The sequence below is a fragment of the Variovorax sp. Soil_C_12 genome (assembly GCF_057657375.1).
Window position 1 is genome coordinate 53,456 of record NZ_JBDGIO010000025.1, and the last position, 11,883, is coordinate 65,338.

The following is an 11,883-nucleotide window of genomic DNA, read 5'->3' on the forward strand; positions in this document are numbered from 1 at the left end:
GGTCAGCGGCGCTCCGGCAGCGCGATGCGCACGGCCAGCGCGGCCAGCACGCTGCCCATCACGTAGCGCTGGGCGCGCAGCCAGCCTTCGCTGCGCGACAGGAAGGCCGTGAGCCGGGCGGCGCCGAACACCAGCAGCACATTGACGGCGCCGCTCACGCCGATCTGGACCGCGCCCAGCATCAGGCTCTGCAGCAGCACGGCATCGCGCTCGGGGTGCAGGAACTGCGGGAAGAAGGAGAGGTAGAACATCGCCACCTTCGGGTTCAGCAGGTTGGTGAGGAAGCCCATGCTGAACAGCTTGGCCGGCGGGTCCTCCGGCAGCAGGCGCGCCTCGAAGGGGGCGGTGCCGCCGGGTTTGACGGCCTGCCACGCGAGCCACAGCAGGTAGGCCGCGCCGGCCAGGCGGATGGCGTCGAAGGCGAAGGGCACCGCGATCAGCAGCGCCGTGAGGCCCAGCGCCGCAGCCATCAGGTGCACCACGAAGCCCAGCAGCACGCCGGCCAGCGACATGAGCCCCGCGCCGCGGCCCTGGCACAAGGTGCGCGAGACGCAATAGATCATGTTGGGGCCGGGCGTCAGCACCAGCACCAGCGCGGCGAGCGCGAACAGGGCGAGTTCGGAGAGCTGGAGCGGCGGGTTCATCAGATCCCCTTGGAATCGAGCGTGACGGTGCCGCGCGGCGTGTCGAACACCGCGCGCAGGCTGGGGGGGCCGGCACCCAGCGGCGTGTCGGTGAGCCCGATGGCTTGCAGGGCCTGCGTCAGGTCGACGGCGCGCGGATGCGACAGCGCCAGCGAGCGCAGCCGGATGCCGGAATCGGCCATGCTGTCGCTGGGATGCGCCGCACCCCAGGCGATCAGCGTGGGCAGCGTGCCGTAGAAGAGCCGCTGGCCGTCGTCGCGCACCGTGATGCGCCAGTCGAGGCGCCCGGCCGGTGTGTCGCGCGAGGCCTCGAGCAGGCGGCCGCGGTCGATGCGCTGGCGTGCCAGCGCCTGGACGGCGGCGTCGGCGTCGGGCACCTCGACCACGAAATGCACCAGCCGCGGTCCCCGGCGCGCCAGCGTGGCCTGGAGCTCGGCATCGTCGAGGTCGAACCAGCGGTGGAAGGTCGCGGGCCGGGTCGGCTTCTGCTGGGGATCGATCGCGATGATCTCCAGGTAGGCGCGCGGGAAGGCCTTCGTCGCGATCTTCACCAGCCGGTTGTGCGTCCCCATCAGCGGGTGCACGCCACCCGGGCCGGGCGCGACGCCGAAGGTCGCTTCGCACCAGGCCACGCCATCGTCGAGGCTGCGGGCCGCGATCACGAGGTGGTCGATGCGCGCGGACATGGTTTTTCCTAGAGGGTGAGCTTGCCGTCGATGCAGGTGACGGAATCGCCGCCGACCCAGACCTGGCCCTCGGCATCGCGCGTGACGTGAACGCGGCCCGCACGGCCCAGGCACTGACCCTGCGCCGCCAGGTAGCGGTCGGGCAGGTGGCCTTCGGAGATGAGCCATTGCGCAAGGCTGGCGTTGAGGCTGCCCGTCACCGGGTCTTCCTCGATGCCGACCGGTGCGGCGAAGGCGCGCACCTCGAGGCCGACGTCATCGGCATCCGCACGCGCGAAGGCACGCGCCTCGCGGTTGGAGCGCGAGATCAGCGGGGTGTCCGGGTCATCGTCCCGCGCGGGAATGCCGGCCACGCCCACCTTCTGGCCGAGCTCCTTGAGCAGGCGGTGGTCGGGCTTGAGCGCGAGGACCGTGTCGGCGTCGGTGAGCAGCAGGCCCAGCCACACGGGGCCGTTGTCCAGCAGCTGCGCGGCCACGATCTGCTGCGCCCGCAGGCCGAGCGCGCCGGCCACCTTGGCCAGCAGCGAGGGGCTGGGTGCGCTGCGCCGGGAGGGCGGCGCCGCAAAGACCAGACGCTCGCCCTCGTGCCGGATCGGCACCAGGCCCTGGGCGCATTGCTGCACGATGCGGCCGCTGGTCTTGGGCCGGCCGCCGGCCTCCAGCCAGGCGTGGCAGCTGCCCAGCGTCGGATGGCCGGCGAAGGGCAGCTCGCCGCCGGGCGTGAAGATGCGCACGCGGTAGTCGGCCGAGGGCTCACTGGGCGGCAGCAGGAAGGTGGTTTCCGAGAGGTTGGTCCACCTGGCGAATTCCTGCATTTCGGCGTCGTCCAGGCCGGTGCCGTCGAGCACCACCGCGAGCGGGTTGCCGGCGTAGGGCTTCGCCGTGAAGACATCGACTTGCTTGAAGGGGCGGGTTTTCATGGCTTTCATTCCAGGGCGAGGTCGAGCACGCCGCGCGCGCCGGCGCGGCTGCGCAGGTCGGCGAACCAGCGTTCGACGTGCGGCCAGCTGGGCCGCGTGTATTCGGTCTGCGGCAGGCCGAACCAGCGATGCGCTTCGCAGCCGACCGGGATGTCGGCCATCGTGAAGTGCTCGCCGAGCATGTAGGGGCGGGTGGCGAGGTGCGCATCGAGCAGCGCGAACAGCGGCTCGGTGGCGCGCACCGAGTGCGCGATCACGGCCGGGTCGCGCTGGTCGGCGGGTGTGCGGATCCATTGCCTGAAGGCGCCGGCGCTGACCGGGTTGAGCGTGGTCTGCTGCCAGTCCATCCAGCGCTCGGCGTCGAAGCGCGCGGGCAGCGGCTCGGGGTAGAGCTTGCCCGGCGAATGTTTGGCACAGAGGTAGCGCACGATGACGTTCGATTCCCAGAGCGTGACCCGGCCTTCGCCCTCGCCGTCGTCGATGGCGGGCACCAGCGCATTCGGATTGAGCGCGAGGTATTCCGGCGTCTGCACGATGCCGAACCTGCCGCCGGCCTCGGTGCGCTGGAAGTCGAGGCCGAGTTCCTGCGCGCACCACACCACCTTGCGCACGTTGATGGAGCTGATGCGCCCCCAGATGTTGAGCATGTTCAGAATCCCTTCGTGGGGCGGTCGATGAGCAGAAGACGAAGCGCGAGGCCGGCCATCACCGCGGCCAGCACGCCACGCTGGAAGCCGGCACCGCCGCGGCGACGCTGCAGCCAGCGGCCGATGATGCCGCTGCAGGCGCCCAGCACCGTATTGAACAGCAGTCCGGCCAGGGAGAGCGTGACGCCCAGCAACGCCAGCTGCGCCGGCACGCTGCCGCGCGCCGGATCGACGAACTGCGGGAGGAACACCATGAAGAACAGCAGCGCCTTCGGATTCACCAGGTTGTTGAGCCAGGCGCGGCGCAGCACCTGCGCGAAGCCGGCGCGTCCGGCCTGCGTCGACAGGTGCGTGCCGCCCGATCGCAGCGCCTGCCAGGCCAGCCACAGCAGGTAGAGCGCGCCCGCATAGCGCAGCAGGTCGAAGGAGGGCGGCCAGGCCGCCACCAGCGCGGTGACGCCGGTCGCGGCGCAAAGGGTATGGACCAGGTCCGCCGCGGCAATGCCCAGGCCCGCCGCAAAACCGGCCCGCGGCCCGAGCGCGATCCCGTGCGAGAGCACGAAGGCCATGTTGGGCCCGGGCGAGAGGAACAGCGCCAGCACCGCCACCAGGAACAGCGAAAGCGTGCCGGGCTCGATCATGCCGCGCTGCCGGCCAGCTGGCGCTGGACCTCGGCCGCAGCCTTGTGCGCCAGCTGCTCGCGCACCGCGTCGGCCAGGGCGGCGATCGCGGTGTCGATCTCCTCTGCGCTGGCGGTCACGAAGGACAGGCGCAGCGTGCGCGCATCGCCGGCCCCCGCGTAGAAGGGCATGCCCGGCACGAAGGCCACGCCGCGTTCAACTGCCTGCGGCAGCAGCGCCACGGCGTCCAGACCCTCGGGCAGGCGCAGCCACAGGAACATGCCGCCGGCCGGTTTGTTGAAGCTCACGCCCAGGCCCTGCATTTCGCGCTCGAGCGCGGTGAGCATCGCGTCGCGCTGGCGCTTGTAGAGGGCGCGGATGGTCGGCACATGGCGGTCGAGGAAGCCGTCTTTCATCACTTCCGCCACCATGCGCTGGTTGAAGCTGGGGCTGTGCAGGTCGGCCGCCTGCTTGGCCTGCAGCAGCTTGGGGAAGATGGCCTTGGGTGCCACCAGGAAGCCCAGCCGCAGGCCCGGCGCCAGGATCTTCGAGAAGGAGCCGAGGTAGATGCCACCCTCGGGGTTGCGGGCAGTGAGCGGCAGCGGCGGCGCCTCGTCGAACCAGAGGTCGCCGTAGGGGTTGTCCTCGACGATCGGCAGGCCGGCCTCCGCCGCGGCGGCGGAGACCGCAGCGCGGCGCGCCTCGCTCATCGTGCGGCCGGTGGGGTTCTGGAAATTGGGCAGCAGGTAGACGAATCGCGCATCCTTCGCCTTGGCCTTCAGGTCGTCGACCAGGACGCCCTCGTCGTCGCTGGCGACGCTCACGGCCTCGGGCTCCATCGGCGAGAAGGCCTGCAGCGCGCCCAGGTAGGTGGGCGTCTCCACCAGCACGCGGCTGCCGGGGTCGAGCAGCACCTTGGCGATCAGGTCCAGGCCCTGCTGCGAGCCAGTGGTGATCAGGATCTGAGCCGGATCGACCGGCCAGGGCAGCATGGCCGCGACCGCTTCGCGCAGCGGGCCGTAGCCTTCGCTGGCCGCGTACTGCAGCGCGGCCTGGCCGTCCTTGTGCAGCACTTCGGCGCAGGCTTCGGCGAAGGCGCTGATCGGGAAGGTCTTGGGCGAGGGCAGGCCGCCGGCCAGGCTGATGATGCCGGGGCGCTCGGTGACCTTGAGGATTTCGCGGATCACCGAGGGGTTCATCTTTTCGGCGCGGGCGGCGAGTTTCCAGTTCATGTTGTTTCCTTTGGATGGACGAGTCGTTGTGATGATGCGGCGGCGGGGCGCGCCTGCGAAAGCTTCTTGCCGGCGACCACGGTGGCGACCACCGCCGCCGCGAAGCCGAGCGTGACGAGATCGAGCGGCTCGCCCAGGAGCGGCACGGCGGCGAGGATCGAGAGGAAGGGCTGTAGCAGCTGGGTCTGGCTCACGCGCAGCGCCCCGCCCATGGCGAGGCCGCGGTACCAGGCGAAGAAGCCCACCCACATCGAGAAGACGCCGACGTAGACGAAGCCGAGCCAGGAAGAGGTCGCGATCGGCTGCTCGGGCCACAGCCACAGCGCGCCCGGCAGCGTGATCGGCAGCGCCATCACGCAGACCCAGCAGATCACGCGCTCTGCGCCCAGCGCCGGCGTGACCTGCGCGCCGTAGATGTAGCCCAGCGAGGCGGCGAACACGGCGCCCACGAGCAGAAGATCGCCCCAGGCGAAGCCGAGATGCTGCTCGCCGGCACGCAGCACCGAGAACACGATCACCAGCGCGCTGCCCGCCAGCGCGCACAGCCAGAAGCCGAGCCGTGCGCGCTGGTGCAGCACCCAGGCCGCACAGGCCGCGGTCACCAGCGGCAGCAAGGCGGTGATCACCGCCGCATGGCTGGCGCTGACGATGCGCAGGGCGAAGGCGAGCAGCAGCGGAAAGCCGATCGCGTTGCCCAGCATGGCCATGCCGAGGGGCTTCCACTGGTGGCGTTGCGGCCGCGGCGAGCGGGTGGCGAGCAGGAAGATCACCGACAGCAGGCCCGCCAGCGCCGCCCGGCCCAGGGTCAGGAACCAGGGCGAGAGCTGCGGCGATTCCTGCGTGCCGGTGGCCAGCCGCGTCATCGGCAGCGTGACCGCGAAGAAGGCCACGCCGAGCACGCCCAGCCACATGCCGAGGGTTTCGTCCTTGATCTTCATACGCTGGCCATCCACCAGGCGGTGAGCACGAGCACGGCGGCCATGGCGCGGTTGAACCAGAGCAGGCGCTGCCCGTGCGCGAGCCACTTGCGCAGCAGCGAGCCTGCGAGCGCGTAGGCGAAGTTGCTGGTGAAGGCGTAGACCAGCATCACGGGTGCCACGATGGCGAAGCGTTTCAGCGCGTCGGGCTGCCCCGCGATCCAGGTGCCAACCAACGTCAGCGCCAGCAGCCAGGCCTTGATATTGACGAACTGCAGCATCACGCCCTGGCGGAAGCTGACGTGCAGCTGCTTGCCGTCGGCCTGACGCATCGTGGCACTGCCGCTGAGCTTCCAGGCCAGCCACAGCAGGTAGGCGATGCCGAAGGCCTTGATGGCCCAGCGCAGCGAAGGCGCCGCCATCACCAGCGCGCCGATGCCGGCGGCGCACAGGCCCAGCAGTAGCGTCCAGCCCACCGGCACGGCGACGACGAAGCGCATCGCCCGCGGGAGGCCGCCGTTGGCCGCGAGCGCGGTCGACAGCGTGGTGTTGGGTCCTGGCGAGAAGCTCATCGCCGTGGCCAGCGCCAGCAGCGCGGTGAAATCTTGCCAGGTCATGGCACACACTCTAAACTGATGACCATTACAGTACCGATACAGATTGCCGAACATGGGTCAAGCCTGTATCGGTCAGATCGGCGACACAGAGCACACACGCGCATGCTGACACGAACCTCCACCCAATCGCTGACGGAGCAGCTGGCCGGCCGCTTTGCCGAGCGGATCCGCACGCGCCTGCTGGCGCCCGGGGCGCGCCTGCCGTCGGTGCGCGAATGCGCGCGGCAGCAGGGCGTGAGCCCGCACACGGTGGTCGCGGCCTATGACCAGCTGCTGGCGCAGGGGCTCGTCGAGGCACGCCGCCAGCGCGGCTTTTTCGTGCGTGACGCGATCGCGGCCCAAGCAGGGCCGGCGCTGGCGACCCTGGGTCCGCTGGCCGAGCCGCTCGCGTCGCAGCCTGTACCGGCCGACGCGAGCACGCTGATCCGCGGCATGTTCCACCGTCCCAGCGACAAGCCGCAGCCGGGCATGGGCGTGTTTCCCGCGGAGTGGCTGGAGTCGCCCTTTACTGTCGCCGCCGTGCGGCGCATGACCAGCACCCGTGCGCTGCAGGACTTCTCGCTGCAATACGGCGAGCCCGCGGGCGACAGCGGCCTGCGGCGCAGCCTGGCAACCAAGCTCGCCAGCATCAACGTGCCGGCCGGCGCGGACCAAATCGTGACCACGGTCGGCGCCACGCATGCGCTCGACATCGTCAGCCGCACGCTGCTGCGCCCCGGCGATCCGGTGATGGTCGAGGAGCCGGGCTGGGCGCTGGAGTTCGCGCGCCTCGAGATGCTGGGCATGCGCATCCTGCCGGTGCCGCGCAAGGCCGACGGACCCGACCTGGAGGTGATGGAGCGTTACTGCAATGCAGGGGACGGCCACAAGCCCAAGCTCTTCGTGAGCGTAAGCGTGCTGCACAACCCGACCGGGTACAGCCTGACGCCGGGCAGCGCGCACCGGGTGCTGCAGCTGGCCAACCAGCACGGCTTCCACATCGTCGAGGACGACACCTACAGCCACCTGGCGCCCGAGCACGCCACACGCCTGTGCGCACTGGACGGGCTTCAGCGCACCGTGTACGTGAGCGGCTTTGCGAAGATCCTCGCGCCCGCCTGGCGCATCGGCTTCCTCGCGGCCTCGCCGGAGCTCGTGGGCCGAATGCTCGAGACCAAGCTGCTGGCCACGCTCACCACGCCGTCGCTCTTCGAGCGGGCGCTCGCCTGGTGCATCGACCAGGGGCAGCTGCGGCGCCACGCCGAGCGCGTGCGCCTGCGCCTGGACGGCGCGCGCGGCCGCACGGTGAAGCTGGCGCTGGCGGCCGGCTGCACGCTGGCTGCCGAGCCGGCGGGGCTGTTCGGCTGGGTGGACACCGGCGTCGACACCGATGCGCTCACGCAGCGCATGCTCGACGAGGGCTATCTGCTCGCGCCCGGCTCGCTGTTCCACGCCCGGCGGCCGCCGAGCACCTTGATGCGCATCAACTTCGCCACCGCGCAGGACGCCACTTTCTGGAAGGTGTTCGCGCGAGTACGGGCGCAGCTTTGAGGGTGCGCCTCAGAGCAGCCTGTCGGGTGCGAAGGGGCCGAACAGCCTGAGGAGCAGGCGCAGGCCGGCGCTTGCGTCCGGCTCGCTCGTGCTGTCCTCCAGGCCGCTGTTCTGCGGTGCTCGCCAGACCAGGCGGCCGTCGCTCTGCTCGACGCGCCAGGAGGCAGTGTTCATCGCGGTCTCGATCTGGGCGGCGGCGACGCGGCAAAGCTCGTTGCTGCGGATCAGCAATGCGATCTCGGTGTTCTGCAGTTGCGAGCGCAGATCGAGGTTCATTGATCCGACCACCAGCAGCCGCCCGTCCATTACCAGCACCTTGGAATGCAGCATCGAGCGCGATTCGCCCGGCGTGCTGCCGCTGCCGTTGGAGCCGAAGGCGCTGCCCAGGCCGGCCTGTTCGCTGCGCAGCTCGTACAAGCCGATGCCCATCGCCAGCAGTTCTTCGCGATGCCGCGCGTAGCCGACATGGGCCACGGGCGCGTCGTTGGAGGCGAGGGAATTGGTCAGCACGCGAATCTTGACGCCTCGGGCCAGTGCCGAGGCGAACGCCTTCTTCATGTCCGGGCCCGGCACGAAGTAGGGCGAGATGATCAGGAGATCGCGCTGGGCCTGGCCGATCAGCTGGAGGAGTCCTTCGACCACCGTGTCGCCATTGGCGGCAGCATCGGCCGCGCTGTCGAGCGAGCCTCGGGGTGCCGCGGCTGTCCGGCGCTGGCCCTGTTGCGCCACCACGAGGCCCGGTGCCTTGGCGGGGCCGGCGACGCCGCGCGGCGTGTCCGCCGGGATCTTGGCCGGCTTGTCGACCAGCACCGCGGCGGGCGCCCAGACGAAGCTGGCCGTGCGCAGGTCCATCGGCTTTTCGTCCCAGGCGCGGTTCTGTTGCTCGGCCGTCGGCGCGGCATTGCTCGGCCGTGGTTCGCCGTCGGGCGGCCGGGGCGCGCCAGTGTTCGTTTCCTTCTCGCGCTCGCTGCGCGCCTCGTCGCGCAGCGCGTCGAGTTCCCTGCGCGTCACCAGCGATTGAACGGGATAGGCGCGCTCGTTGTTCCAGTAGGCATCGAAGCTGCGTGACAGGTCCTGCACGATCGGGCCGGCCGCCAGAACGTCCATGTCCACGAAGTTGCCCGCCTCGGCATTGCCGAAATAGGCGTCGCCCAGGTTGCGTCCGCCCGTCACCCCGAGCACGTTGTCGGCGATGAAGAGCTTGTTGTGCATGCGCTGCTGGATGCGCGAGGCATCCTCGATGGCGTTGAACATCCTGGCGAAGGTCGAACCGCGCGAGCCGGGCACCGGATTGAACATCCGCATCTCGATGTTGGGCACGAAAGCCAGGCGCATCACCTGTGCATTGCGGCCGGTGCTGTGGAAGTCGTCCAGCAGGACCCGCACGCGCACCCCGCGCCGGGCCGCGTCGCGAACTGCGGCGAGCAGGCGTGCGGTGCTGGCGTCGGCATGGATCGCGTAGTACTGCAGATCGAGCGTCTTCTGCGCACCCTCGGCCAGCGCGAGGCGGCTGCCGTAGGCGGCCGGCGGTCCGTCGAGCAGCATGAAGCCGGACTCGTTGCGCGCCGAGGCCGCCTGGCGGCGCTGCTGGACCAGGGCCGCCAGCGGCGTGCTGGCCGGGGAGGCGAGCGCGGTGGATACCGGCCTGTGCACGTTCTGCGGGAGTTCAGCGCAGGCCGAGAGAAAGAGGAAGGCCGAGAACAGGGCCGCGCCGCAGCGTCGCCATGCGGTCGCGGAGAGGTGGAAGGCCTTGAATGAAATCATGCAGCCCGATCGGAGCCAAGACCGGCTCTGTATAGCGCAGCCGCGGCCCGTTGTGCGTCGGACGAAGGCGCCGTCGGCTACCCCTGTCGTGCCGAATCGAGCTCTTCCCAGCGCTCCATCGCTGCCAGCAATTCCTCGTCGATCTGCGCGTGGCGTTGCGCGAGCTCGGCGGCGCGCGAGGCCTCGCTGGCGTAGATCGCGCCGCCGTCGAGTTCCAGGACTTCGGTGATGCGCTTCTGCTCCTCCTCGAGCTCGGCGATCCGTGCGGGCAGGGTCTCGAGCTCGCGCTGCTCCTTGTAGCTGAGCTTTCTGCGCGTTCCCGGGCGCGGAGCCGCTGCCGCTGCCGCTGCCGGCGCCGGGGGCGCCGCCACGGGAGCGGGCGTGGGCGAATCCGCGGCGCTCTGGGCGGCGATCTCGCGAGCGCGCTTGGACTGGGTCATCCAGTCTTCCACGCTGCCCTCGTATTCGCGCCAGAGGCCGTCGCCTTCGAAGGCGACGATGCTGGTGACCACGTTGTCGAGGAAGGTGCGGTCGTGGCTCACCAGGAAGACCGTGCCGTCGTAGTTCTGCAGCAGGTCCTCGAGCAGCTCGAGCGTGTCGATGTCGAGATCGTTCGTCGGTTCGTCGAGCACCAGCACATTGGCCGGGCGTGCGAACAGGCGCGCGAGCAGCAGGCGGTTGCGCTCGCCGCCGCTCAGCGAGCGTACCGGCGAGTGTGCGCGGGCCGGCGAAAACAGGAAGTCGGCGAGGTAGCTCTTGACGTGCTTGCGCTGGTTGCCGATTTCGATCCATTCGCTGCCCGGGCTGATGAAGTCCTCCAGCGTTGCATCGAGCTGCAGCGCGTCGCGCATCTGGTCGAAATAGGCGACCTGCAGGTTGGTGCCGCGGCGGATCTTGCCGCTGTCCGGCTCGAGCTCGCCGAGGATGAGCTTCAACAGCGTGGTCTTGCCGGCGCCGTTCGGTCCCAGCAGGCCGACCTTGTCGCCGCGCAGGATGGTGCCGCTGAAGTTCCGGATCACGGTCTTGGCCCCAAAGGCCTTGGTCGCGCCCGTCAGTTCCGCGACGATCTTCCCGCTGGACTGGCCGGAAGCCACGTCCATGTTGACGCTGCCGAGCACTTCGCGCCGGGCGGTGCGCCGGGCGCGCAGCGCCTCGAGACGGTTGATGCGGCTCTGGCTGCGCGTGCGGCGGGCCTCCACGCCCTTGCGGATCCAGACTTCCTCTTGGGCAAGGAGCTTGTCCGCCTTGGCACTGATGATCGCTTCCTGGGCGAGTTGCTCCTCCTTTTGCGCCAGGTACTGCTCGAAGTTGCCTGGATAGGAGCTGAGCTTGCCGCGATCCAGCTCCACGATGCGGGTCGCCACGCGGTTCAGGAAGCTGCGGTCGTGCGTGATGGTGACGACGCTGCCCTTGAAGTCGATCAGCAACTGCTCGAGCCATTCGATCGAGTCCAGGTCGAGGTGGTTGGTTGGCTCGTCGAGCAGCAGCACGTTGGGCGCGGCCACCAGCGCCTGCGCGAGGGCCACGCGCTTGCGGGTCCCGCCCGAAAGCGCGCCCACGCGCGCGCTGCCGTCGAGGTGAAGGCGGTGCAAGGTCTCCTCGACCCGCTGCTCCCAGTTCCAGGCGTCGAAGGCTTCGATCTGCGATTGCAGCGAGTCGAGGTCGAGGTCCGGGGCTCCGGAGAGATATTGCTCACGAAGAGCGATGGCATCGGCAAGGCCGGTGCTGGCGGCCGTGAACACGTCGGAGTCCTGGTCCAGTTGGGGATCCTGGGCCACGTACGCGACGCGCAAGCCCTGCTGGGCCTGGAGCGTGCCGTCGTCGGGCTTCTCCAGTCCGCCCAGGATCTTCAGAAGGGAAGACTTGCCTGCGCCGTTACGGCCGATCAAGCCGATGCGCTCGGATTCGAGAAGCGAGAAGTCCGCATGATCGAGCAGCGGGACGTGTCCGAACGCCAGCTGTGCGTCGAGGAGTGTGATGAGTGCCATGTGGCGCGGATTATCGGAGCGGCTTGTCGATGGCCTTGGCGTAAGCCCCGGCGGGGGGCGACCTGAAGACAGGAGGGCCGGCATGTGCCGTTCTGGTTCTTGACGCCGATGTTGCTAGGCGAAAACTTGGCATATACTTGCAGGCTCTGCTGAAAGCGACATGCACTTAGCGCTTCAAGGAAGCGCTAAGAGAGTCGGAAGAAAAGCAGGCCTCGAACGTGGCGGGTGCTAAAAACCGTGTCATAATCGAGGGCTCCGCTCAAGACGGCGGGTTGTTGAGGCTCTCAGGGGTTTTGATGGCTGTGGTTGTGGTGGGTG

General features: G+C 69.6%; 11 protein-coding genes. 1 reads left to right on the forward strand and 10 read right to left on the reverse strand.

Annotated elements, in window-relative coordinates:
- Window positions 1-2 precede the first annotated feature (2 nt).
- The 8 genes from AC3A6X_RS34825 to AC3A6X_RS34860 are packed head-to-tail and all read right to left on the reverse strand — an operon-like array spanning window position 3 to window position 6,283.
- Window positions 3-644, reverse strand: a complete 642-nt coding sequence (locus AC3A6X_RS34825) for a LysE family translocator (RefSeq protein WP_487846438.1) — start codon at window positions 642-644, stop codon at window positions 3-5.
- Window positions 644-1,330 carry a VOC family protein gene (locus AC3A6X_RS34830; protein WP_487846439.1) on the reverse strand — a complete coding sequence of 229 codons (687 nt, stop codon included), beginning with the start codon at window positions 1,328-1,330 and terminating at the stop codon, window positions 644-646. The genes AC3A6X_RS34825 and AC3A6X_RS34830 overlap by 1 nt, the downstream gene beginning before the upstream one ends.
- Window positions 1,331-1,338: 8 nt before the next feature.
- Entirely contained in the window at window positions 1,339-2,250 is a 912-nt protein-coding gene (locus AC3A6X_RS34835; protein ID WP_487846440.1) for a PhzF family phenazine biosynthesis protein, read from the reverse strand.
- Window positions 2,251-2,255: 5 nt separating this feature from the next.
- On the reverse strand, window positions 2,256-2,897 hold the full coding sequence (locus tag AC3A6X_RS34840; protein WP_106561198.1) for a glutathione S-transferase family protein: 642 nt from the start codon (window positions 2,895-2,897) through the stop codon (window positions 2,256-2,258).
- 2 nt (window positions 2,898-2,899) lie between these two features.
- Entirely contained in the window at window positions 2,900-3,538 is a 639-nt protein-coding gene (locus AC3A6X_RS34845) for a LysE family translocator (RefSeq protein WP_487846441.1), read from the reverse strand.
- Window positions 3,535-4,749, reverse strand: a complete 1,215-nt coding sequence (locus AC3A6X_RS34850; RefSeq protein ID WP_487846442.1) for an aminotransferase-like domain-containing protein — start codon at window positions 4,747-4,749, stop codon at window positions 3,535-3,537. Before AC3A6X_RS34850 ends, AC3A6X_RS34845 begins: the two co-directional genes overlap by 4 nt.
- Complete coding sequence (locus AC3A6X_RS34855; protein ID WP_487846443.1) at window positions 4,746-5,687, reverse strand: DMT family transporter; 942 nt, start codon at window positions 5,685-5,687, stop codon at window positions 4,746-4,748. The genes AC3A6X_RS34850 and AC3A6X_RS34855 overlap by 4 nt, the downstream gene beginning before the upstream one ends.
- Window positions 5,684-6,283, reverse strand: a complete 600-nt coding sequence (locus tag AC3A6X_RS34860) for a LysE family translocator (protein ID WP_487846444.1) — start codon at window positions 6,281-6,283, stop codon at window positions 5,684-5,686. The genes AC3A6X_RS34855 and AC3A6X_RS34860 overlap by 4 nt, the downstream gene beginning before the upstream one ends.
- 102 nt (window positions 6,284-6,385) lie before the next feature.
- On the opposite strand from AC3A6X_RS34860, the gene AC3A6X_RS34865 reads away from it, so the two are divergent.
- A complete protein-coding gene (locus AC3A6X_RS34865; protein ID WP_487846445.1) occupies window positions 6,386-7,813 on the forward strand; it encodes an aminotransferase-like domain-containing protein in 1,428 nt (475 codons plus the stop codon).
- A gap of 9 nt (window positions 7,814-7,822) precedes the next feature.
- On the opposite strand, the gene AC3A6X_RS34870 is transcribed toward AC3A6X_RS34865, so the two are convergent.
- Together AC3A6X_RS34870 and AC3A6X_RS34875 are read right to left on the reverse strand one after the other, a co-directional pair.
- Window positions 7,823-9,577, reverse strand: a complete 1,755-nt coding sequence (locus tag AC3A6X_RS34870) for a phospholipase D family protein (protein ID WP_487846446.1) — start codon at window positions 9,575-9,577, stop codon at window positions 7,823-7,825.
- Between the two features lie 77 nt (window positions 9,578-9,654).
- The gene (locus tag AC3A6X_RS34875; RefSeq protein WP_487846447.1) at window positions 9,655-11,565 is read right to left on the reverse strand and encodes an ATP-binding cassette domain-containing protein; all 1,911 of its coding nucleotides are present in this window, start codon (window positions 11,563-11,565) and stop codon (window positions 9,655-9,657) included.
- Window positions 11,566-11,883: the final 318 nt, after the last annotated feature.

Coding starts and splice junctions, on each gene's coding strand:
- AC3A6X_RS34825 (WP_487846438.1), bottom strand. CDS start 644: ATGAACCCGCCGCTCCAGCTCTCCGAACTCGCCCTGTTCGCGCTCGCC.
- AC3A6X_RS34830 (WP_487846439.1), bottom strand. CDS start 1,330: ATGTCCGCGCGCATCGACCACCTCGTGATCGCGGCCCGCAGCCTCGAC.
- AC3A6X_RS34835 (WP_487846440.1), bottom strand. CDS start 2,250: ATGAAAACCCGCCCCTTCAAGCAAGTCGATGTCTTCACGGCGAAGCCC.
- AC3A6X_RS34840 (WP_106561198.1), bottom strand. CDS start 2,897: ATGCTCAACATCTGGGGGCGCATCAGCTCCATCAACGTGCGCAAGGTG.
- AC3A6X_RS34845 (WP_487846441.1), bottom strand. CDS start 3,538: ATGATCGAGCCCGGCACGCTTTCGCTGTTCCTGGTGGCGGTGCTGGCG.
- AC3A6X_RS34850 (WP_487846442.1), bottom strand. CDS start 4,749: ATGAACTGGAAACTCGCCGCCCGCGCCGAAAAGATGAACCCCTCGGTG.
- AC3A6X_RS34855 (WP_487846443.1), bottom strand. CDS start 5,687: ATGAAGATCAAGGACGAAACCCTCGGCATGTGGCTGGGCGTGCTCGGC.
- AC3A6X_RS34860 (WP_487846444.1), bottom strand. CDS start 6,283: ATGACCTGGCAAGATTTCACCGCGCTGCTGGCGCTGGCCACGGCGATG.
- AC3A6X_RS34865 (WP_487846445.1), top strand. CDS start 6,386: ATGCTGACACGAACCTCCACCCAATCGCTGACGGAGCAGCTGGCCGGC.
- AC3A6X_RS34870 (WP_487846446.1), bottom strand. CDS start 9,577: ATGATTTCATTCAAGGCCTTCCACCTCTCCGCGACCGCATGGCGACGC.
- AC3A6X_RS34875 (WP_487846447.1), bottom strand. CDS start 11,565: ATGGCACTCATCACACTCCTCGACGCACAGCTGGCGTTCGGACACGTC.